Source organism: Halalkalibacter sp. HAAS-P014, from assembly GCF_056619965.1.
The window spans coordinates 231160-253709 of sequence record NZ_JBWQTV010000006.1 but is presented as its reverse complement, the minus strand read 5'-3'; the positions used below and the strand labels follow the sequence as shown (position 1 = coordinate 253709).

Sequence of the window (22550 nt, the reverse complement as noted above, 5' to 3'; positions counted from 1 at the left end):
TGAGGAGGAATAGTAAATGGGACAAGTTTTTGAAGGACATTTAGTAGGATCAGGATTAAAAGTAGGGATTGTGGTAGGCCGTTTTAATGAATTTATAACAAGTAAATTATTAGGTGGAGCTGAAGATGCTCTGAAGCGTCACGGCATTAACGAGGAAGATGTTGACATCGCTTGGGTACCAGGTGCATTTGAAATTCCTTTTGCTGCTAAAAAAATGATTGATACTGGAAAATATGATGCTGTCATTACGCTAGGAACAGTAATTCGTGGTTCAACACCTCATTTTGATTTTGTTTGTAATGAAGTAGCAAAGGGAGTGGCGGCGTTAGCTCTTTCTTCTGGAAAGCCTGTTATCTTTGGCGTATTAACAACAGATACAATTGAACAAGCAGTTGAGCGTGCTGGTACAAAAGCAGGTAATAAAGGCTGGGACGCTGCAACGTCTGCTATTGAAATGGCTAATTTAGGAAGAAGTTTTGAAAAATAATAAATAATATTTGTTATAAAACTAAGAGAGTCTACCATATAGATGATTTAGAAAATTATCTATATGGAGACTTTTTTAAAATTCATATAAATTTTATTGGAATTTGAGTATATGATTTTAAAACTATCGTTTATTTTTGTTGAAATAATGTTAAAATGAACGTGGTAATACATAATGCACAATTAGTTTGTATAAAAAGGAGTAGAAAAAATGAGCAAAGTTTTAATTTTTGGACACAAGAGCCCAGATACGGACACGATTACTTCGGCCATTGTTTATGCAGATCTAAAAAACAAAATTGGTGTTAATGCAGAGCCTGTGCGTTTAGGTGAGATTAATGGAGAGACAAAATATGCGTTAGATTATTTCGGGGTAGAAGTTCCTCGCTTAGTTGAAACTGTAGCTAACGAAGTGGAAAATGTCATTTTAGTTGACCATAACGAGCGTCAACAAAGTGTAAGTGATATTGATGCTGTACGTGTTTTAGAAGTAATTGATCACCATAGAATTGCGAATTTTGAAACAAGTGACCCACTATATTATCGTGCTGAACCAGTAGGTTGTACAGCTACCATCTTAAACAAGCTTTATAAAGAACACGGTGTTGAAATTGAGAAGAATATTGCAGGTTTAATGGTTTCTGCTATTATATCTGACTCACTTTTATTTAAGTCACCAACTTGTACAGACCAAGATATTGCAGCTGCGCGTGAACTAGCTGAGATTGCAGGAGTAGATCTTGATCAATATGGTCTTGAAATGTTGAAAGCTGGTGCTGATGTTAGCAGCAAATCTGTTGCTGAACTAATCTCTTTAGATGCAAAAGAATTCACTATGGGTCAAAGCAAACTTGAAATTGCTCAAGTGAATGTTGTCGACACAAATGATGTCTTTGAGAGAAAAGCGAAAGTAGAAGAAGCATTAAATGGAGTGATAGAAGAAAAAGGCTTGGATCTATTCTTATTAGTTGTAACAAATATTTTAGAGAATGATTCAAAGATTTTAGTAGCCGGTAAATTGCAAGATGCAGTAGAAAAGGCATATGATGTAACGCTAGAAGATAATACAGCGATCTTAAAAGGTGTTGTATCTCGTAAAAAGCAAATTGTACCTGGCTTAGATGCTGTATTAGCAAAATAAGTCTCTAAAAAAAAGGGTAACTATTAAACATGTTTGGCCTGCTTTATCTAACACTTTACTACTTGTTAGATGAAGTAGGTTCTTTGCTTTAGTTCCCCATTCTCATTCTAAATTAGTTTGTTTACTTTTGAGTATGGTACCACTACTATATCACTCACTAAGCTTATAACTAGTCTAATAATAGACAATCTTTTAATCGTTAGACGATGTTGCTAAAAAGAAAGTTATAACATTTGTAGTCTCGATTGTATATATTGAAATAGGTGCTTAAATTTGCAAAAAAAAATGAACGAAAAGCACTGAAAATGTGGTAAAATGTATTTTGGTGAAAGCGCATACGAATACAACTCAACAATGAGTTAGAAACGTGAGAGGTCTATTATGCTTGTACCTTATAAAACAATTCATAAAAAAATTGCAATGGGGCTCCTTTCTTTTATGCCAAGAGAGAAAGAAGTCAAAACATTACAGAAGACAATTGATCGTTATGAAAGTGACCCTGATTGGAAGCTTTATTTATGGAAGGATGAAGATTTTGTTGGGGTATTAGGTTTTTCGCTTGAAGAAGAGGGGGCCAGGTTACAACATATCTGCGTAAATCCATCTCATAGACAAGAGGGGATTGGGAAAGCGATGATACAAGAATTGAAGCGCGTTTTACCATGTGATTTGAAACCAACTAAAGATACAGAGCGTTTTTTGCTTGCGTGTAGTGAAGAAGAAGTGATGGGGGACTAATAGTCCTTCTTTTTTTGTAGAAACAACAAAAGAGACGGAGCTAGGTAGCAATGAACTACCTAGCTCCGTCTCTTTTAGTTAGAATACAACAAATTTTATTTGTTTTTCAGTTGTAGCTGCCGTGCGCGTTCCTGAATAACTTCAGTACGGTCTCTAAGCGAATGCTTATGAATAATGTTCTCATCTACTTTATTCGTGATTTTCCACTCAACACCTAATTGAAGGCAACGTTTATTGCACTCAGATTTCAGGTAATCATCAATAATTGGCAAGTCAATATTTATAAATGACTTCGATGTGTTATTCAGTAGGTCAAGCTGACTTGTTAGCTGTTTTTTTAACTGAGCAACATTTAGTCCTAAATTCTTTATAGCTTCTTGTTTTTCGTCAATTATGGTTAGTGACCTTTCATACATTCGCTTAGCGCCCTGTAAGTTTCCTCTACGATGATGGTATAACCCCACTGCAATTTGAATGAGTCCGACCCAATGAGAGTGACGGTTTTTTGGATCTGTTTCTTTCCAATATTCTTCAAGTACCTCATGACATTCAAAATAATCACGCTCGACATGAAAATAAATGAGGTAGTCTAAGTAGGCTTTGGGATACATAGACAAGCTCCTTTTTCTTAGTGTAAAATCAGTTTACCATATTTTAAGAAATAAACTTAAAATACTTGATAGATTAACCGGCCAATATGGTCTTTACCTACCTGAAAGGTGATAAGTTATGGTATAATCGCATCTAGCAATATTAATAAAGCTAGTGGTGGTTAAATGAATCCGTATAGTGTCAAGCTAGATACATTTGAGGGGCCACTTGATCTTCTCCTACACCTCATCAATCAAGCTGAAGTAGATATATATGATATACCAGTTGCAGTTATTACTGATCAGTATTTAACCTATATTCGTGCGATGCAGGATCTTGAATTAGACATTGCGAGTGAATATTTAGTAATGGCTGCTACGTTATTAGCTATTAAAAGCAAAATGCTTCTCCCTAAACAAGAGGAGGAGCTTTTTGATGATGAATGGCAAGTAGAAGAAGAAGAGGACCCTAGGGATGAATTAATGTATCGTTTAATTGAGTATAAAAAATATAAAGAAGCTGCATCAGAATTAAAAGAAAAAGAACAGGAAAGAAGTCTTGTACATACACGACCACCTGAAGATTTAGACCCCTATATTTCTGAAGATGAGAAACGAGATGTTGCTATCTCAGGTGTTTCATTATTTGATATGCTCAGCGCCTATCAAAAATTGATGAAACGTAAGGAATTGCAGGCGCCTCGGATGAAGACAGTGAAAGGTCAAGAGTACTCGATAGAGGAAAGAATGCAAGAAATTGTACAAGATTTACGAACAAAATTTAAAGGAACTTGTAAATTTAATGAGTTGTTTCCTATTTCTGAACGAGGTCATGTAGTGGTAAGTTTTCTAGCTATTTTAGAGTTAATGAAGACAAAAACGATTCGTTGCGAGCAAATAACTAACTTTGCAGACATCATGATCTACAGTAACGAGGAGGGAGTGGAGTATGACCATTCAAGAACTACAAGCAGCTATTGAAGGATTATTGTTTGTTGTTGGTGATGAAGGGATGACAATAAAAGACTTTTCAATGGTTATGGAAATGGAAGAAGTAACGATCTTAGAAGCAATTGAGACATTGCAAATGCTCTATAAAGAACAAGCACGTGGGCTGCAAATCGTTGAAGTGGCTGGGGCATACCGATTAACGACCAGGCCTGAACATGCGCCTTACTTTAAAAAGCTCGCAGTTTCGCCGCTTCACTCAAGCTTATCTCAAGCAGCCCTTGAAACATTGGCAATCATTGCTTACCGTCAACCGATTACAAGAATGGAAATTGATGAGATCAGAGGTGTGAAATCAGACCGAGCGATACACACTCTATCTTCAAAATTGCTTATTAAAGAAGTTGGGCGTGCCCCGGGCCCAGGAAGGCCAATTTTGTATGGAACAACTAATTTCTTTTTAGACCATTTTGGTCTAAAAAGTATAGATGAACTTCCACCTCTGCCAGACACAGTTGATGAACATTCACTTGAAGATGAAGCCGACCTTTTCTTCAGGAAATTTGAAGAAACATTAGAAACAGAGTAGCACCTTGCTACTCTGTTTTTCTTTGAGAAAAAGACACACTTAGACATTCATCTAACATAGTATAAAACGTTACTGTTAAGCAATAAGGAGGAATGTGTAATGAACACTCAGGAGAAAACAGTTTACGATTGGGCTAAAGAGTTAAAGAATATTTGGAATCAGTATGGGTCGACGATTGAAACGAGTGTTGGATATGATAAGGTTATACCATTTACAAACTCGTTAGTTACTCTACTTAATGAATGTGAGCAGCGAAATGATCTAAGTGATGAAGAGTCAAATAATAAAATTGACGAATTGGCATTGGAAGTTTACGAAAAATGGTGTGACTTGCAACCTGAACGTACAGAAGCAGTTAATGTATCTCTCGACCCCGTACCAATTGGTGGACATAAGTTACCACCACTTCCATATGCTTATAATGCTTTAGAACCGTATATTGCCGAAGAGATTATGCGCCTCCATCACGGTAAACACCATCAAAGTTATGTAGATGGCTTAAATAAAGCAGAAAAGGAAATGCAAAAGGCTAGAAGAAAAAATGAGTATGACTTAATAAAGCATTGGGAAAGAGAAGCAGCTTTTAACGGAGCGGGGCATTACTTGCATACGATTTTCTGGAATATAATGAGTCCCCGTGGTGGAGGGCAGCCGAGTGGAGAGGTGGCTAAGCAGATTAGTCGTGATTTTGGAAGCTTCAGGAAGATGAAGGAACATTTTTCAAAAGCAGCTGAAAAAGTAGAGGGAGTTGGTTGGGCTTTACTAGTATGGGCACCACGAGCACATCGTTTAGAAATTCTTCAAGCGGAAATGCACCAACATTTAAGTCAACAAGATATTATTCCTTTACTTGTCCTTGATGTTTGGGAACACGCGTATTATTTACAATATAAAAATGAAAGAGAACCATATATTAACAATTGGTGGAATGTGGTCAATTGGCCAGAAGTTGAAAGAAGATATTTGGAGGCACGAGAATTAAGATGGAAGACGTATAAATAAAGTGTGATGGACTAAAACAGGATCTCTGTTTTAGTCCTTTTTAATTATTCAAACAAACTTAGAAAGTAATCTTTTAAAGCTTCCATACGTCGTTCGTCTAACTCTTTATCGGTTCCAGCTATAATGATAGATGTGATAGTATCATTTTTATGCAAACCCCCATGCTCTCCTCCTTTGTTATGAACAGGAGCACCTTCTGATTTTAGTGTATAGCCTGGTTTAACAGTAACAATCATTGATTCACTGTGACTATATAAGGCCCCTAATAATTGATTAAAAATATCAGGATAATCACCATATGTGATAGTTGATTTTTCTTCGTTTAGTACAATATCAGCTATTTGTATGTTTCCTTCAATAGACCATGTTTGACCGTATGGATCTACCCATTCTCCGTCTTCTTTAACTCGAAGATACTCTTTTCTACCTACTTGGAAAATAATTAACTCATCGTTATCTAGCCAAGCAAGGTGATCGATACGAGAATCATGGTGTAGCTTTTTGGCAACATCAATAAAGTCAATTTGAGGAGATGTTGAATACAAATAAGCTGATCGATGATTGTTCGAAATAATGATATCTCCACTACTTGGTTCGTCCATTAAAGGAGCGACAATATATGGATCAAGCAATGGTTCTAATTCTATAGCGACTTCTTCCTTGTTTTCTTTTAGTTGATCTTGTCCATGGTCTCCCATGATAACAAATATATTTTCTTCTAACGCTTGATCCCAACTATCATAGGCATTAAAGATGTTTTGCAAGTAGCCATCTGTTTTTGCGAAGTATTCTGGACTTATAGGACCGTGATGATGCGCATCCTTATCATAGTCAGGAAAAAAAACCATTAGAAAGTTTGGTTGTTCATTACTGTTAATTAATGTTCGTGTTACATCAGATGAATACGAATCATTCAATCCAAACCTTTGATAAATACTATCTTTTAATTTCTCACTTTGTACAGCTTTAGGCTTAATAGCTTGACCAAAAGCGAGAAGGTCAGGTCCTTTCGTTTCCAATTTATCAGGTAAATGCAACATGGTTTTCATATAGCTTGGTATATGTACTTCATGAGCTTTATCTCCACGATAAACAAGAAGATTGACCGAACCACTTGTAAGTCTTTTTTTATTTAAGGCTTCATAAATCGTTTCTACTTTTGGTGATAAATGGTTCGTATTTAAATGCACGAGTGTATTTATAAGTGTATCATCGATTCCGAGTTTCCAGTACTTCGATAACGTTGAACCGTAATCAACGATGACATCGCCGTCAGGATCATACCAGACAAGACCTGGAACCTTATGTTCACGTGGAGATGTTCCAGAAACCAAAGTACTCTCAATAGCTACAGACATGGAAGGAAAAGGAGCGACGAGATCGTGATAGACATTTCCGTTTTCCATTAAATAAGATAGTGCAGGAAGGGAGCCACGTTCTGTTCCTTCATCGAGAACAGTTTTTGTCATTGAATCAATCATTACAACGATAACATTTTTTTGATCTTGGTTGATTGATTGTATCGAAGCACCTTCTGGTTTCTCTTGTTGACAACCGACTACCATACAGCTCAAGAGGATTAATATGAATACTGTTCTCATAATCATCACCATCCAATCTAGTATGTTTGTATTTCTAAACCGTCTCCTTCTACCCATTCAGCAATACATACGGTTGACAGTCCTGATATTCCTTGCCTGAGGAGCTCATCAGTAAGCCAATCCTTTTCTTTATTGACCTTTGTTAATCCTTCTTCAATAATCTCGCCATCAAGAATAAGAAGAACTGGTAAATCTACAGGTTGTGGTGGTATTTGTAGATCGCGATTGCTCGGATTATCATATGGTTGTTTTTTCATCACGTTGACTGCACCATTGGTTTCTAAAATGCCATATTCGACTTCTCTAATTGAAAAAACTCCTTTGTTTCGTAACAAGTGTAATAATTGATCTAAATCAAGTTTATTTTTTTTTAGCTCATCATATTGTATTTTTCCTTTTGAAATGACCAGCGAAGGAGTTCCCTCAAGCAAAGGTCTTGATGCTCTAAATTTTTGCGTGATCATTTCAATTGTATAAATTAGCGACCCCCAAATAAATACAGCGTAAAGAACGTAATGCAGTCCAATATCTTTGTCGTAAATAGCATTTCCTACAAGTTCACCTAATACGAGTGCAGAAATGAAATCAAAAGGTGTTAGTTGTGTAATTTGATTTTTACCTAATACTTTTGTCATGACTAACAAAGCAAAAAAGCCAACAAAGAGTTCCAAAGTCAAGGAAAGAAAATTCGTATTCACATTACAACCCCTTTGTTCAATATCACATTACCACATAGTGTTAACGGAAAAAGAAAAGTTTATGAGAGAGGCTGAAAAAGGGTGGTTTGCACCCTTTTTCAGGAGGGGGAATTCAATAGTATTAGCCATTGATCGAGCTGTTTAACGAGGAGTGTGGAAGAATGATGAAGTTTAAATAGGTCTGAATCAGGTAAATCTGGCCTACCTCGAAAAACCGTTTTGATTTTACCATCTTGTGTTAACCAATGTCTTTCTAAATAAGCTTGGTATGCTGACCAAAATTTTTTGAGTACTAACACTTGGTTGGGAGAGAACATTTGAGTTAAATCTGTGTCAGGAACATTGTGGGTGGATGGTGTTTCTTCAATTATTTTAGAATGAATGTCAAATTGTTGTTTAGCAACAGTTTCACGTATTTGATAAGTAAGAAGAAGCAAGTGTGCCTTTTTTTCTTCAATCAATTTTACCTTATTATGCTCATGAAAATCTGACGTCTTTGTTGTTTGGCTTAAGATCTCTTTTAGCTCATGGATGTCACGTTTTATTTGCTTTTGATTATTTAAAAGAACAAATATAAGGATATTTGCTACTAATAACGATAGAAGAGTGATAAGGATAATTTCCATTTGTACCTCCAACTGTATTGTGACGATATAATTTACAAAAATTGTTTCTAATACTTTGCTTTTTAACTTTCCATCCTATGAGGGAAGGTAATCTTCAAATTACTGACCATTTTAGGGGGACGACTCGTGACAGTAGCAGCGAAATTCAAACAAACAGTAGCAGGTTTAAAAAGTGCACAAGCTAGCTTGGAGACATTTGCTCTTGATACGGAGAACCAACAAGCAAAACAGTTATTCCAACAAGCAGCCCAACAAACACAGGGAGTAATTGATGGGTTAGAACCACGCCTGCAACAGATTCAAGAAGAGGAACCTCAATACAAGCAATGATAATGTCAGGAGGAGGGTGACCAAAAGTCACTCTCCACCTAAAGTGAAATTTGCGATAAAGAAAAGTTCCCATAATCCTGATAATACTTATAACAATACATCATGAAAAAAGTAATTAAAATAGGCTCCTACCACTTACTTTAAGAACGTAATGGTTAGCTATACTCCACTGTTATTTTTATCACTTTATCTTCTACATAATTAGAAGTAAAAAGGAGGAGAATGAGATGAAAAAAAGTATATCGCTCTTTATTGTTTGTTGTTTATTAGTAGGATGTCAAGACCTAACAGGGGCTACTCCAGATGTTAAGCCAATGGAATTACAACAATATGCAGTTGTCGATCAAAATCAAGCAGATGAGTCAAAAGAAATCGTTCTATCAATGGAAGAGGTTGTTGAAATTAAAGGAGTAAATGATCATGAGGACAATATTTATCTGGCGCCAAGAGTAAAGTATTTTGATCGATTCAGGTTAAATGAAATTAGAAAATATGGGTATGACGCAGTGAAAAAGCGATATCCAGAAGCTACAGTGTATTTATCTACTGACCAAAAAATTTATATGGAGTTAGAAAAACTAGAAACAGAATTAAAAAATAAAAAAATTAGTGAAGAACGATTGAAGAAAGAGTTAAAAAAGCTCGAAGATATGATGAGAGGTTAGGGGGGGAAGGAAATGTCATCAAGTAAAGATAAAAATCTCACACCAGCTCAACAAAAGTACCAGCAATTACAAAAAAAGCATGAGATAAAAAGACCGGTAGTGAAAAATTGCATAAGAGCATTTATTGTCGGAGGGTTTATTTGCCTTATAGGCCAAGGCCTTCATGTTTTTTATTATACTTTTTTTGATTTCACTCAACGGACAGCTGGGGATCCGACTGTAGCAACGTTAATTTTTATTTCAGTTCTATTAACTGGTTTTGGGGTTTATGATCGTATTGCACAATTTGCAGGTGGTGGTACAGCTGTACCAGTAACGGGATTTGCGAATTCCGTTGCATCTGCTGCTATTGAACACCGGACAGAAGGCTACGTCTTAGGTGTCGGGGGCAATATTTTTAAATTAGCCGGCTCTGTTATAGTGTTTGGTACGGTAGCGGCATTTTTTATTGCAATTATCAAGACGATTCTTATTCAGTGGGGAGGGTTGTAAGATGTTACAGGGACACCAGACATGGAAATTTGAAAATAAGCCAGTCATACTAACAACCGGTACCGTTGGAGGACCTTTTGAAGCAAACGGTGAATTAGCAGATGACTTTGACTTATTACATGATGATCTTTGGGTTGGTCAAGATTCTTATGAAAAAGCGCAAAAGGTAATGCTAGAAGAGTCGATCTCACGTGCTATTGAGAAAGCTGAATTACGGAATGAAGATATTCAATTTTTGTTTTCAGGTGATTTAATTAATCAAATTACTCCCTCAAGTTTTGCTAGTCGAACACTTGCGATCCCTTACTTTGGTTTATTTGGTGCCTGTTCGACCTCAATGGAAGGATTAGCACTAGCTTCTTTTATTGTAAATGGTAGAGGTGCTGAGCGTGTCATTGCAGCTGCTTCAAGTCATAATTCTGCGACTGAGAAGCAATTTAGATATCCGACAGAATACGGAGGTCAAAAACCACCAACAGCGCAATGGACTGTTACAGCATCTGGGGCGGCACTTGTCTCCAATGTCGGTGATGGCCCTGTAGTAACATCAGCTACAATTGGCAAAGTAGTCGATATGGGATTGTCTGATCCTTTTAATATGGGTGGAGCTATGGCTCCAGCAGCTGCAGATACTATTATATCTCACTTTCGCGACATGGGCCTTCCGTCAGATCATTATGATTTAGTCGTAACAGGAGATCTTGGGAAGATTGGGGTTCCAATTACAAGAGACTTACTTGAGGAGAAAGGGTTAAAACTTCCTGAAAATACATTTCATGATTGTGGGCAAATGATTTATCGTGAAGGACAACCCGTTCTTGCCGGTGGAAGTGGGGCTGGGTGTTCGGCTGCAGTTACTTATGGTCACTTATTAAACCGGATGAGAAGAGGAGAATTTAAACGTATTTTAGTTGTAGCTACAGGCGCACTATTATCTCCAATGTCATTTCAGCAGAAGGAGACAATTCCTTGTATCGCACACGCTGTTTCCATTGAGGCAGGAGGTGGAAAGTCATGATTTTTATTTCAGCATTTGTCGTTGGGGGATTGATTTGTGTCATTGGTCAAATTTTGATGGATGTATTTAAGTTAACACCTGCACATACGATGAGTACCTTGGTTGTAACAGGTGCTGTATTAGACGGAATTGGGGTTTACGAGCCCTTAATTGACTTTGCCGGAGCCGGTGCAACAGTACCAATTACTAGTTTTGGGAACTCGCTTGTTCATGGGGCAATGGCTGAAGCTGAGAGGAATGGCTTAATTGGTGTAATAACTGGAATATTTGAAGTAACCAGTGCGGGTATTTCGGCTGCAATAATTTTTGGGTTTCTAGCTTCATTAGTATTTAGACCAAAAGGATAAGGAGTGTGAGTCATGACTGTTGGGAGTAAAGTGCAAGGGTTATTGATTTCATTGCAATCAATTGATGCGACATTAACATCACTTGCATTGAAAACGAAGGAGCCAAAAGCAAGAGAGGCGTTTCATCAAAGTGCTTTAAAAACAAGAACAGTTATTCAAGAAATACAAAAAAGAAAAGGACAAATTGAATTTGAAGAACCAACATATCAACAACAATGAAAGGAGAGGTTTACATGCTTGGATGGGTTGAGGTTGCCTTACGTAGTTTTGTTGGCTTTCTTTTATTCATTGCAATTGCAAGGATCTTTGTTCGAAAGCCAATCGGGGAGACTTCTCAGTTAGAGTTTGGTCTTCTTGCTTCGGTAGCCGTTATTTTAGCGATCGGATCCATCCAGCTCGCTATACCGATTTCTTACTTATTGGTTGCCATACTTATATGGGCAGGTGGGGCATTTGGTATCATGATCTTTAGTGTGAAAAATGCAACTTTTCGATCAGCGATTTATGGCAAAGGTATACCGATCATGAAGGATGGCAAGATCCTTGAAGATAATATGAAAAAGCAGAATTTATCTACGGATGAGTTACTGAGAAAGCTTCGGGGAAAGCAAGTATTTCAAACTGCAGATGTTGAATTTGCTGTGTTAGAAGGTAATGGTGAATTAAATGTTCTTGTCAAAAAAGAACAGCAGCCAATTACTGCTAAAATGTTGCACCAACAAGTCCCACCTATAAAAGAGCCAGAAACAGTGATCATGGATGGGAAAGTCTTACATGAGCCGTTAGCGACAAGAGGATTGAATCAAGAATGGCTAAAAACCGAACTTGAAAAGATGAACGCAACAATTGAAAATGTCTTTATAGCACAGGTTGATGAGTACGGTCAGTTAACCATTGATCTATTTAATGACGCACTTCAAGTTCCTAAACCAACAGAATTGCCAATGCTTGATGCAAATATTAAAAGTGTGATCGCAAGTTTAGAAACATTTACTTTAGATACTGAAAACCAGCAAGCTAAGCAAAGTTATTCATGGTGTGCTGAACAAATGAAACAAGTACATGAACGAGTTTCTCCGTATACAAAAGCGTAATAAAAGAAAATATATAATATTGCCTAAAATAAAAGTAGAGAAACCCTTTGTCTCATGGTGCTTGAGAAGGGTTTCTTTTAGTATCAGTAAAATTCTTATATTAATATGAAATGGAGGGTCTTAGTTGGAATATATTTTAGCTTTTGCAAAGGCATTAGGTTTCTTTGTGATTGGTTTAATAGCCTTTAGAATGATGGGGAGTCAAGCAGTAGGTAGGCTAACAGATTTTGATTTGGTTGTCGCAATTGCGATAGGCTCACTTATTGCGAAACCTTTGGCAGATCCGAGTATTAATCCGTGGATTTCAATTGTCGCTATTTTTGCGCTCGTTATTGCTCAAATTATCATAAGTTGGGTTTCTTTAAGAAGTCCACTTTTTGAAAAGATAATCGCAGGGAAATCAATTAAGGTAATTGAAAACGGAGTTATTGTATTAAATGGGCTTCGGAAAGCAAGATTGAGCAAAAATGAGTTAAAAGAAGAATTACGAGTTAACGGCTTCAGCTCTCCTTCTGATGTACAACAAGGGTTTTTGGAACCTAATGGAAAACTGAGTTTTTTAACAATTAAAAACCAAGAAAAAAAGGATACTCTTTGATAAAAGCAGCTCGTTGTTTTTAATGTTGAATTTTCTGATATTTCTCGTCTGTATTTGTGTAAGCTAAGTGTAGTTTTCCCTCCTTATTCATTGTACATAGAAAAATCTTTTCAATTCGCATGATCCCTTCGTTTTGCAATCTTTCACGGAGGGCTTCTTTCGTTATATTCAATTCTTTTAAAATTTCTTCTCGCATGATTCCTTCAATAATAACGGGAAAAGAAATACCACTTGTTTTTTTATAGATTCCTAAGTCTTCCAGTGTGGGTACCGATTTTTCAGGCTTTTTTTGAACCGTTAATTCACCATTTGCTTCAATTATCGCCAGACTAACTTCTTTTATGTCAAAGACATTGTTTTGCCTAAGCAATTGTAGGATGTTATCAACAGAATATTGAATGGTTTGTAAATTATCAGTGAGTAATTGACCATTTTTAATAACGACGATCGGTTCAAATGTGATGAACTTCCCAAATGGGCGGTTTTTAATGGTAGCTTTGGCAACAACTTTTTGAATAAAACCGATTACAACAATCGCAAATGCTGTGTGTATATGGCTTACTGAAGGGTCTGCTAAATCGGCACCTGTAACACTGGCAAGGGTAATGAAGATTAAAAAATCAAAAATGGGCATTTGACCGATGGACCGTTTACCCATATATAGCGTCATAAAGAGTAGGAGTGGAAATATCGTTATGATTCGCCCAAATATATTAGCAAGTTCTAGCAACATTTTGATACCTCCATCCTTATTAAATAGTTTCTATTATTGCCGTTTTTTTTAAAAGTAAACGATCATTAGCATAAGTTCTTGTCATATCAAGGTTTGTCCTGCATAGACTTGGCTAGTAAGAGAAGAATTTAGACAGGCATACATGTGATGTGCACATCAGGAGTTAACATTACAAAGACAGGACGGGGATTTGAAATGAGAAAAAAATTTTCGCTAATGATGATTGTATTATTACTGCTGTTCCCAGCAATACCGATGGAAACAAACGCAGAGCAAAGAAATTTCTCTGTTTCTGCACAGGCCGCTGTCTTAATCGAACAGGAGTCGGGTCGAGTTCTATATGGGAAAAATGAAAATACGCCTCTTCGAATTGCAAGTATTACAAAAATTATGACAGCCATTATAGCCATTGAATCAGGGAAGATGGATGAAATGGTTAAAGTCTCTTCTCGAGCTGAAGGGACGGAGGGTTCATCAATTTATTTACGTTCAGGTGAAAAAATCAAATTAGAAGATTTGGTTTATGGATTAATGTTACGGAGTGGAAATGACTCTGCAGTAGCAATAGCCGAACATGTGGGGGGGAGTCTTGAAGGCTTTGTGTATATGATGAATGAAAAAGCCCAAGAGCTGGGAATGAGTAATTCGATGTTTCAAAACCCCCATGGTTTAGATGATCATGAAGACCATTACTCCAGTGCATACGATATGGCGCTATTAACTCAATATGCAATGGGAAATGAAGTTTATCAAGAAATTGCTTCAACGAAAACCCATCGTGCCGAAGGAGAGCAAGTTCGTGTATGGAGAAATAAGAACAGGTTGTTAACAGAGTTATATCAATATTCAACAGGTGGTAAAACAGGTTATACGAAACGAGCAAAACGAACGCTAGTGTCAACAGCAACAAAAGATGACAAGAATCTAATTGCGGTTACATTAAATGCCCCTAGCGATTGGCATGATCATATGAATCTATTTAATTGGGCATTTAATACGTATTCGCTAGAGACTCTCGTTGAAGAGGGAATTATTCAAGAAATTGAAGATGAGTTTTATAAAGGTCGTGTTTATGCACCATATACATTTACGTATCCACTTTCTCAAACAGAACAATCAGCTCTTGAAAAGAAAATTACATTACAACGTCCTCCTTCAGAAGAAAGAGAGGCTAGTTATAATCCAACAAAGCCTGTTGGAAAAATTGAGTTGTTATTAAATGATAAATTGATAGGGAACATACCATTGTTATACGATCCTCCAGAAGTTGAAGAGAATAAAGGATTTTGGACAAGGTTCCTCGATGTATTCTCTTTCACTATTGGGGTGAGAAGCAGTGATTAATAAAATTTGGGTTGCTATGCTCGTTATAGGTATAGCGTTTGGAGCTATTAATGGACGAATGGAAGAAGTGAATGAAGCCATTTTTGCTGGAGCAAAAGATGCTGTAACGATATGTCTTGGCTTAATCAGTATCCTTGTCTTTTGGCTCGGTCTAATGAGAATTGCTCAAGAAGGAGGACTTCTTAATGCACTTGCGAAGGTGATGCGTCCTATAGCGACGCGAATCTTTCCAGAAGTTCCTCCTAACCACCCGGCAATGGGGTATATTTTATCAAATATGACTGCAAACATGTTTGGATTAGGGAATGCAGCTACACCTATGGGAATTAAAGCGATGCAGCAATTAAAAGATCTGAATGGTGGAAAGGATTCAGCAAGCAGGTCGATGATTACGTTGCTTGCTATTAATACCGCGAGTATTACGCTAATCCCTACAACCGTTATTTCGATTCGAATGAGTTACGGTTCTGTTTCACCTACGGAAATTGTCGGGACAACTCTTGTTGCAACAACTTGTTCAACGATAGGAGCAATTTTAATTGATCGATACTTCTACTATAGGCGAGTTCGAAAGGGGCGTGTATAGATGGGGTGGATTACGGTTATTTCCATTTGGTTTATCCCTGTCTTGATCGCATTTGTCCTTATGTATGGAACGTACAAGCAGGTACCAACGTATGAAACGTTTGTCGAAGGAGCAAAAGAAGGGTTTGGGATGGCTATTTCGATTATTCCTTATTTAGTTGGAATGTTGGTAGCCATCTCGGTCTTTCGGGCATCAGGGGCAATGGACTTTATAATTGATTTAATGAAACCAATGTTGCAAGCAATTGGAGTTCCTTCAGAAATCGTTCCACTGGCGATGATCCGTCCGATTTCTGGAACTGGAGCACTTGGAATGACTTCTGATCTGATTGCAACGCACGGACCGGATTCTTTTATTGGCAGACTCGCTTCAACGATGCAAGGGAGTACGGATACAACGTTTTACGTATTAACGGTTTATTTTGGAGCAGTGGGAATTAAAAAAATGGGTGATGCCTTAAAAGTTGGATTACTTGCTGATGTAGTAGGTGTGATAGCATCGATATTAATTGTCACTTACGTATTTGGTATGTAATGGAAGACTAGAAACAGGAAAAAAACGAGGAAAAACCTTATAGGATAGTTAGGTCATTCGAATGAGGACTAACTATCCTTTTTAGTGTGCTTTGCTTTATAAAATAAAGATTTTTTCTGAGAGAGGATCAGAATAGATGTTTTTTTTAATAACTAGAATTGATAAGTTGAATTATTGAAAGACTAAAATCGAATAACGTAAAAAAGAATATCCAGAGCATTGAAAAGAGGGGAACGCAATGAGTGAGATTCGTGAGTATAAAAAAGTGCTTGTAATCCTTTCCAAATGGATAGTTTTCGGCGCTATTATTGGAGCAATTATAGGTTCCACAACAGCACTCCTTTTACATACAAACGATCTACTTGGAGAGACACGAGAAAGAAATTCCTGGCTTATCTTTTTGCTTCCTTTAGCGGGTTTAGTCTTAGGCTATCTCTATATGAATTTGGGTACGAGCGCTGGAAAGGAATTATATAAAGGCAATAATCTCGTTATAGATGGAGTTCATGGTCAAACAAAGATGTTGCGAAGACTAGGACCTCTTGTTTATTTGGGTACATTTATAACCGTTTTATTTGGTGGGTCAACGGGAAGAGAAGGAGCTGCCATTCAGATGGGGGGGAGTGTAGCCGAGACAGTAAATCAATTCTTTAAAGTAAATTTAATTGATAAAAAGATCTTGTTAATGAGTGGGATTAGTGCTGGGTTTGGTGCAGCTTTTGGTGCACCTATAACAGGAGCTATTTTTGGAATGGAGATGACAGCTTTAGGGAAAATGAAATATGAAGCATTTGTTCCTTGTCTTGTATCAAGCTTTGTTGGACATTTTATAACTGAAAAAGCTTGGAGGGTGGAGCACGAAACGTTTATAATACAAACAGTTCCAGAGCTGTCTGTTTTCGCTTTTGCAAAAGTAATTTTACTTGCGATTATTTTTAGTCTAGTAAGTGTAATCTATTGTCAATTAAGGCATGGAATACATAAAGTTTCTGAAAAATATACAAAGAAAAATCATATGGTTAGAGCTTGTGTAGGGGGAATCATAATAGTTGTTTTGACGATGATCATAGGAACAGTAGATTACAATGGGCGTGGATTAGATATGTTGGAGCAATCTTTTAATGAAGAAGTTCCTCCCTTTGCTTTTTTAGCTAAGCTTGTATTTACGGCAGTTACACTCGGGACAGGTTTTGTAGGGGGAGAAGCAATCCCTTTATTTTTTATGGGGGCAACTTTAGGAAACGCGCTCTATGGTCTTATTGATTTACCGATGTCTTTCCTTGCCGGAATCGGTATGATTGCAACATTTGCTGGTGGAGCTAATACCCCAATTGCAGCTTTCCTTTTAGCTGTTGAGATGTTTGATGGTAAGGGGATTGAATTCTTTTTTGTCGCATGCCTTACTAGCTATATTTTTTCAGGACACCATGGACTTTGGCCTTCGCAAACAATTTATGAGCCGAAAAGCCGGCTATATAGTGTTCCTAATGGAGAATCAATTAAGCAGATAGAAAAGAATAAATGATAGTAATGAACAAAGTTTCATTTGAAAAGGAAATAACCAACAGAAGATGTATTTTCTTATAAGATTCTGCTTTTCTAATATTTAAATGAAACGATTACAAAAAAATTGTAATTTAGACAGATACCTATTAAACTTATGAATATTAAGATTATAAAAAATGGATTTTTTGATCAGGTTTGTTAAATTTATGTGTCTATTAATTTAAAGACCATTTTTAGGGAAATTGATATTAATTAATGTAAGGAGGAGAAAAATGAGTAAATGGGAACTGTTTATCGATGGTAAGTGGATTTCACTCAGTGAGAGTATAAATGTAATGAACCCGTCTACAGGAGAACTAGTAGGTCAAGTTCCGAAGGCTGGAGCAAAAGAAGCGAAGTTAGCGGTGGACGCAGCATATACCGCTTTTCCTAAGTGGGCAAGCTTGACGGCAAAAGAAAGAAGTGAGCTGCTCATGAAGTGGCATGATCTTGTCGAAGAGGAAAAAGAAGAAATTGCAAAAGTAATGACGTCTGAACAAGGAAAGCCTTTAAGTCAAGCACAAGGTGAAGTTGATTATGCTAATAGCTTTCTATCTTGGTATGCTGAGGAAGGAAAGAGAGTTTACGGAGAAACGATCCCAGCAAGTGACCCGAATAAGCGTATCATTGTACAAAAGCAACCAGTGGGTGTTATTGGCGCGATTACGCCTTGGAATTTTCCGGCTGCCATGATTACTAGAAAAATAGGGCCTGCTTTAGCTGCAGGATGTACAGCGGTTATTAAGCCGGCTGAACAAACACCTCTAACGGCCCTCTATTTAGCAAAGTTAGCAGAAAAAGCAGGTATTCCAAAAGGAGTTATTAATGTTGTAACAGGGGATCCAAAGGAGATTGGTCAAACTTGGATGAATGACGCGCGTGTCAGGAAAATTACATTTACGGGCTCAACTGCAGTTGGAAAATTACTAATGAAACAAGCTGCAGATACGGTAAAGAAAGTTTCGCTTGAGCTAGGGGGGCATGCACCTTTTATCGTAATGGATGATGCTGATATTGAATCAGCGGCTGAAGGAGCAATCGCATCTAAGTTTCGTAACACGGGTCAAACATGTGTATGCGCTAACCGTATTTATGTTCATGAAGATGTAATTGACCCTTTCTTAAAGAAGTTTATTGAAAAAGTAAGACATTTAACTGTCGGAGATGGCTTTAAAGAAGGAATTGAGATAGGTCCACTAATAAATGAGGCCGCTGTCGCAAAAGTAAAGGAACAAGTTCGTGATGCGAAAGAAAAAGGCGCTTCGGTTTTAGTCGGTGGTGATGTGATTTCCGGTTTATTTTATCAACCAACAATTATTGCTGGAGCAAACGATGAAATGATCTGTATGAATGAAGAAACTTTTGGACCAGTTGCACCGATTTCTACCTTTACTTCAGTTGATGAAGTTCTTAAGCGCGCGAATGACTCTAGTTTTGGATTAGCTGCTTATGTCTATACACAAAATATATCTAATGCAATTCGTATGAGTGAAGCATTAGAGTACGGGATTGTCGGGGTAAATGACCCATTACCTGCTGTTGCTCAAGCTCCATTTGGGGGCTTTAAGGAAAGTGGGTTAGGAAGGGAAGGCGGCCATCACGGAATGGATGAATTCCTTGAAACAAAATATATATCGATGGGCATTTAAGGGTTATACGCAAGTCTATATGAATTGTATCTAGCCAGTATAAAGGTCAAAACTAGACCCTTTTATACTGGCTTTTTCTATGTAAGTCATTGGGGTAATACTCTTTCGCTTGAGAATTCATTTTTCAAAAGGTATGATGGTACATGAGGTGAAAGCGAGATGGAACGGTTACAGAAAGTAATAGCCCAAGCTGGAATTACATCACGGCGCAAGGCAGAACAACTTATTATTGATGGAAAAGTAAAGGTAAATGGGAAAGTAGTACGTGAACTCGGTGTGAAAGTCATACCGAATAAGGATGAGATTGAAGTCGAAGGTGTACCGATTGACAGAGAGGAACCAGTATATTATCTGCTTTATAAACCAAGTGGTGTTATATCGAGTGTGAAAGATGACAAAAATCGTAAAGTAGTGACAGACTTTTTGGAAATTGAACAAAGAGTTTTTCCTGTTGGAAGACTCGATTATGACACTTCAGGTTTACTTTTATTAACCAATGATGGTGAATTTGCAAATATGCTCATGCACCCTAAGTTCAAAATTGAAAAGGTATATGTTGCAAAAGTAAAAGGCATACCTTCAAGAGAAAAGTTAAAACAACTTCAAAATGGAGTGAGATTAGAAGACGGAAAGACTGCGCCGGCAAAAGTGAAAATAATGTCGATTGATAAAAAAAAGCAAACTGCTATTATACGCTTAACGATTCATGAAGGACGCAATCGCCAAGTTCGTCGAATGTTTGATGCGATCGATCATCCGGTTTTGAAGTTAAAACGTGAGCAATACAGTTTTCTTGATTTGAAAGGGATGAATCCTGGTGATGTTCGGCCACTGAAACCAATCGAGGTGAAGCATTTACGAGAATTAGCTGTCACGAAACCGTCATAAAGCCCTCGTAGTACATAGCGTTTCTAACGTTATAATAGAGAAAAACAATTTATGGGTGTTTTGGGTTTGAAAGGGGGAATAACTTGTGAAGCAAAGACGTTTAATTATGCGCTCAAGCATTTTAGCCATTATTGGACTTGCACTCGCCTATACGTTTTATGCAAACTTCTTTGCCGATAGAAGTGTAGCTAAAGCTGGTGATTTATCTGTGAACTTTGTATTGAGTGATTTAGAAGGTGAACGTATAGAGTTAGAGGAACTAAAAGGTAAAGGGGTTTTCTTAAATTTCTGGGGAACATATTGTCCTCCTTGCGTTAAAGAAATGCCGATTATGGAAGAACTTTATGAAGAGTACAAAGAAAAGGGAGTAGAGATCATTGCTGTCAATGCGAATGAACCTAGATTGACGGTTGAAAGCTTTGTAGACCGGCTTGGTTTATCTTTTCCTATTGTTATCGATAATGGAAGACATGTAATTGACGCTTATGGGATTAGTCCACTACCGACAACAATCTTAATTGATGAACATGGGGTCATTGTACGGGTGTTTACCGGGGGTATGACAGAGCAAATGGTAAGGGACTTTCTTGAAGAGATAATACCCGAAACGTAATTGAGGTGAGGGGAAATGAGTAAATTTACGTGTGAGTGTGGGCATGAAAATGCTAAAGGAACGATTGTTTGCGAATCGTGTGGAAAGCCATTTGAGAGCAATGCTGATCAGAAGAAATTATTAGATATGAAATACGAAGGTGTTGCTCGGCGCTCACAAACGTATACAACAACGTTTATTGATAAAGTGTGGATGTTTTTCTCATCTGTAAAAGTCGGAATTTGGATTATTGTGGTGACGCTTTTAGCTTCCGCTATCGGAACGATCTATCCACAAGAAATGTATATTCCTCCAACAGTAAGAGCAGTTGATTATTATGCAGACGAATACGGACTAACGGGGCAATTGTACTATCAACTAGGTTTTCATAACCTATATAGTTCATGGTGGTACATGCTCTTGATTGCTGCCCTCGGTATATCGCTATTTATTGCCAGTTGGGATCGCTTCTTTCCGTTGTATAGAGCGCTGAAAAATCAACGAGTAACAAGACATGCAAACTTTTTAAAGAGACAGCGTGTGTTTGGAACATCTGAAGTTGATGATATCGATCATTCCTTTGCGTTAGCTAAAGAAAAATTAGTAGAAAAAAAATACAATGTATCAGAAGAAAATGGCAATTTAGTAGCTGAAAAAAATCGCTTTGCACGGTGGGGACCTTACGTTAATCATATTGGTCTAATTATCTTTTTAATTGGTTGTATGCTACGTTATTTTCCGGGTATGTATGTTGATGAGCATGTTTGGATACGTGATGGAGAGATAGAAGTTGTGCCGGCTTCAGGAGGGCAGTATCATATTGGAAGTGAAGGGTTTCTTTTAGAGCTTTATGATGTGGAAGATGAGGTTTTTTCAGAAGCAATGATACGAGCTGGAGGTCCAATTGTAAAAACGTATCAAACTGATGCTGTACTATATGAACGGGTGGATACCGGAGCTATTGGTGCTGAAGGTGAACTGGTAGAAATTGATCGCAAGAAAATTCAAGTTAATGATCCGATGAAGTTTGATGGATTTGCACTTTATCAAGTCGATTACAAGCTTCATGAACTAAATACGATGAGTTTTACTCTCGAAAATAAAGAGACAGGGGAAACCTTTGGACAAATAGAGATTGATTTACTCGATCCTCAATCTGTCTATGACCTTGGCGATGGATACAGAGTTGAACTAAGAGAATACTTTCCTGACTTTGTAATGAGCAGTTCCAATGTCCCGTCGACTCGTTCACAAATTCCAGATAATCCAGTGTTTATTTTTGATATGTATACACCTGATACACCAGATGGAGAAGTAAGCTTTGTAGGAATTCAAACAAATCTTGAGCCATTAGGTGAAAATGATTACAGGATGACTTTTTCTGGTATTGATACGGTACATGTCACAGCTTTAACAGTTAGAAAAGATTATACACTTCCGTTTCTAATTGTTGGTGGCGTTATTTTCATGATTGGTCTTGTTCAAGGATCGTACTGGGCTCATAGACGTGTATGGTTACAACGGATTGACGGTAAAGTTTGGGTTGCAGGCCATACGAATAAAAATTATCTTGCTTTAAGAAAAGATATTGATTACGCAATTGCGGATACTGATATATCTTCGCCAATTGATCAAGTTGAAGAAGAAGAAAATAAAAGTTAGGTGTAATAGGAGGGTTGTGGGAATAGAATGGCTATTCCCTTCCCTTTTTGTGAG

27 protein-coding genes are annotated in these 22550 nt (G+C 37.3%); 22 read left to right on the top strand and 5 right to left on the bottom strand.

The window, feature by feature from the left end:
• The first annotated feature begins 16 nt into the window (after positions 1–16).
• The 3 genes from ribH (at position 17) to AC1FXZ_RS06050 (ending at position 2365) form a co-directional block, all read left to right on the top strand.
• Positions 17–487: a 6,7-dimethyl-8-ribityllumazine synthase gene (gene ribH / locus AC1FXZ_RS06060; protein ID WP_480051813.1), complete on the top strand. Its 471-nt coding sequence runs from the start codon at positions 17–19 to the stop codon at positions 485–487.
• Positions 488–697: 210 nt separating this feature from the next.
• On the top strand, positions 698–1627 hold the full coding sequence (locus tag AC1FXZ_RS06055) for a manganese-dependent inorganic pyrophosphatase (RefSeq protein ID WP_480051812.1): 930 nt from the start codon (positions 698–700) through the stop codon (positions 1625–1627).
• Positions 1628–2008: 381 nt separating this feature from the next.
• Positions 2009–2365, top strand: a complete 357-nt coding sequence (locus AC1FXZ_RS06050; protein WP_480051811.1) for a GNAT family N-acetyltransferase — start codon at positions 2009–2011, stop codon at positions 2363–2365.
• A 95-nt stretch (positions 2366–2460) separates the two neighbouring features.
• Here the strand turns inward: AC1FXZ_RS06050 and AC1FXZ_RS06045 are convergent, their stop codons facing one another.
• Complete coding sequence (locus tag AC1FXZ_RS06045; RefSeq protein ID WP_480051810.1) at positions 2461–2976, bottom strand: DUF309 domain-containing protein; 516 nt, start codon at positions 2974–2976, stop codon at positions 2461–2463.
• Positions 2977–3141: 165 nt separating this feature from the next.
• Here AC1FXZ_RS06045 and AC1FXZ_RS06040 point away from each other — a divergent pair, with 165 nt between their 5' ends.
• The 3 genes from AC1FXZ_RS06040 to AC1FXZ_RS06030 all read left to right on the top strand — a co-directional run bounded on the left by AC1FXZ_RS06040 (position 3142) and on the right by AC1FXZ_RS06030 (position 5494).
• Positions 3142–3936 (top strand): segregation/condensation protein A, encoded by a 795-nt coding sequence (locus tag AC1FXZ_RS06040; protein WP_480051809.1) that lies wholly within the window; start codon positions 3142–3144, stop codon positions 3934–3936.
• On the top strand, positions 3905–4492 hold the full coding sequence (gene scpB / locus AC1FXZ_RS06035; protein ID WP_480051808.1) for an SMC-Scp complex subunit ScpB: 588 nt from the start codon (positions 3905–3907) through the stop codon (positions 4490–4492). Before AC1FXZ_RS06040 ends, scpB begins: the two co-directional genes overlap by 32 nt.
• A gap of 99 nt (positions 4493–4591) precedes the next feature.
• Positions 4592–5494: a superoxide dismutase gene (locus AC1FXZ_RS06030; RefSeq protein ID WP_480051807.1), complete on the top strand. Its 903-nt coding sequence runs from the start codon at positions 4592–4594 to the stop codon at positions 5492–5494.
• Between the two features lie 44 nt (positions 5495–5538).
• Here AC1FXZ_RS06030 and AC1FXZ_RS06025 read toward each other — a convergent pair whose 3' ends face one another.
• The 3 genes from AC1FXZ_RS06025 to AC1FXZ_RS06015 form a co-directional block, all read right to left on the bottom strand.
• Positions 5539–7095 (bottom strand): alkaline phosphatase family protein, encoded by a 1557-nt coding sequence (locus AC1FXZ_RS06025; RefSeq protein WP_480051806.1) that lies wholly within the window; start codon positions 7093–7095, stop codon positions 5539–5541.
• Positions 7096–7112: 17 nt separating this feature from the next.
• Entirely contained in the window at positions 7113–7793 is a 681-nt protein-coding gene (locus AC1FXZ_RS06020) for a DUF421 domain-containing protein (RefSeq protein WP_480051805.1), read from the bottom strand.
• Positions 7794–7891: 98 nt separating this feature from the next.
• Positions 7892–8419 carry a hypothetical protein gene (locus AC1FXZ_RS06015; RefSeq protein ID WP_480051804.1) on the bottom strand — a complete coding sequence of 176 codons (528 nt, stop codon included), beginning with the start codon at positions 8417–8419 and terminating at the stop codon, positions 7892–7894.
• 126 nt (positions 8420–8545) lie between these two features.
• Between AC1FXZ_RS06015 and AC1FXZ_RS06010 the strand changes: the two genes are divergently transcribed.
• From AC1FXZ_RS06010 to AC1FXZ_RS05975, 8 genes are all read left to right on the top strand, one after another.
• Positions 8546–8749: a DUF1657 domain-containing protein gene (locus tag AC1FXZ_RS06010; RefSeq protein ID WP_480051803.1), complete on the top strand. Its 204-nt coding sequence runs from the start codon at positions 8546–8548 to the stop codon at positions 8747–8749.
• A 227-nt stretch (positions 8750–8976) separates the two neighbouring features.
• Positions 8977–9414, top strand: coding sequence for a hypothetical protein (locus AC1FXZ_RS06005; protein ID WP_480051802.1), 438 nt, complete (start codon positions 8977–8979; stop codon positions 9412–9414).
• Positions 9415–9426: 12 nt separating this feature from the next.
• The gene (gene spoVAC, locus AC1FXZ_RS06000; RefSeq protein ID WP_480051801.1) at positions 9427–9906 is read left to right on the top strand and encodes a stage V sporulation protein AC; all 480 of its coding nucleotides are present in this window, start codon (positions 9427–9429) and stop codon (positions 9904–9906) included.
• Position 9907: 1 nt separating this feature from the next.
• A complete protein-coding gene (spoVAD, locus tag AC1FXZ_RS05995) occupies positions 9908–10924 on the top strand; it encodes a stage V sporulation protein AD (protein WP_480051800.1) in 1017 nt (338 codons plus the stop codon).
• Positions 10921–11271 carry a stage V sporulation protein AE gene (spoVAE, locus tag AC1FXZ_RS05990; protein ID WP_480051799.1) on the top strand — a complete coding sequence of 117 codons (351 nt, stop codon included), beginning with the start codon at positions 10921–10923 and terminating at the stop codon, positions 11269–11271. Before spoVAD ends, spoVAE begins: the two co-directional genes overlap by 4 nt.
• 12 nt (positions 11272–11283) lie before the next feature.
• Positions 11284–11490 carry a DUF1657 domain-containing protein gene (locus tag AC1FXZ_RS05985; protein WP_480051798.1) on the top strand — a complete coding sequence of 69 codons (207 nt, stop codon included), beginning with the start codon at positions 11284–11286 and terminating at the stop codon, positions 11488–11490.
• Positions 11491–11504: 14 nt separating this feature from the next.
• Positions 11505–12365 carry a YetF domain-containing protein gene (locus AC1FXZ_RS05980; RefSeq protein ID WP_480051797.1) on the top strand — a complete coding sequence of 287 codons (861 nt, stop codon included), beginning with the start codon at positions 11505–11507 and terminating at the stop codon, positions 12363–12365.
• 124 nt (positions 12366–12489) lie between these two features.
• Positions 12490–12963 (top strand): DUF421 domain-containing protein, encoded by a 474-nt coding sequence (locus tag AC1FXZ_RS05975; protein WP_480051796.1) that lies wholly within the window; start codon positions 12490–12492, stop codon positions 12961–12963.
• 19 nt (positions 12964–12982) lie between these two features.
• On the opposite strand, the gene AC1FXZ_RS05970 is transcribed toward AC1FXZ_RS05975, so the two are convergent.
• Positions 12983–13696 (bottom strand): DUF421 domain-containing protein, encoded by a 714-nt coding sequence (locus AC1FXZ_RS05970; protein WP_480051795.1) that lies wholly within the window; start codon positions 13694–13696, stop codon positions 12983–12985.
• A 195-nt stretch (positions 13697–13891) separates the two neighbouring features.
• Here AC1FXZ_RS05970 and AC1FXZ_RS05965 point away from each other — a divergent pair, with 195 nt between their 5' ends.
• From AC1FXZ_RS05965 to resB, 8 genes are all read left to right on the top strand, one after another.
• A complete protein-coding gene (locus AC1FXZ_RS05965; protein WP_480051794.1) occupies positions 13892–15040 on the top strand; it encodes a D-alanyl-D-alanine carboxypeptidase family protein in 1149 nt (382 codons plus the stop codon).
• Positions 15033–15626, top strand: a complete 594-nt coding sequence (locus AC1FXZ_RS05960; RefSeq protein WP_480051793.1) for a nucleoside recognition domain-containing protein — start codon at positions 15033–15035, stop codon at positions 15624–15626. The genes AC1FXZ_RS05965 and AC1FXZ_RS05960 overlap by 8 nt, the downstream gene beginning before the upstream one ends.
• The gene (locus tag AC1FXZ_RS05955; protein WP_480051792.1) at positions 15627–16160 is read left to right on the top strand and encodes a spore maturation protein; all 534 of its coding nucleotides are present in this window, start codon (positions 15627–15629) and stop codon (positions 16158–16160) included.
• A gap of 238 nt (positions 16161–16398) precedes the next feature.
• Positions 16399–17685 carry a voltage-gated chloride channel family protein gene (locus AC1FXZ_RS05950; RefSeq protein WP_480051791.1) on the top strand — a complete coding sequence of 429 codons (1287 nt, stop codon included), beginning with the start codon at positions 16399–16401 and terminating at the stop codon, positions 17683–17685.
• 253 nt (positions 17686–17938) lie between these two features.
• Entirely contained in the window at positions 17939–19354 is a 1416-nt protein-coding gene (locus AC1FXZ_RS05945; protein ID WP_480051790.1) for an NAD-dependent succinate-semialdehyde dehydrogenase, read from the top strand.
• Between the two features lie 159 nt (positions 19355–19513).
• Complete coding sequence (locus tag AC1FXZ_RS05940) at positions 19514–20242, top strand: pseudouridine synthase (protein ID WP_480051789.1); 729 nt, start codon at positions 19514–19516, stop codon at positions 20240–20242.
• Positions 20243–20327: 85 nt separating this feature from the next.
• Positions 20328–20855, top strand: a complete 528-nt coding sequence (resA, locus tag AC1FXZ_RS05935; protein ID WP_480051788.1) for a thiol-disulfide oxidoreductase ResA — start codon at positions 20328–20330, stop codon at positions 20853–20855.
• Positions 20856–20870: 15 nt separating this feature from the next.
• A complete protein-coding gene (gene resB, locus AC1FXZ_RS05930; protein ID WP_480051787.1) occupies positions 20871–22496 on the top strand; it encodes a cytochrome c biogenesis protein ResB in 1626 nt (541 codons plus the stop codon).
• The last annotated feature ends 54 nt before the right edge of the window (positions 22497–22550 follow it).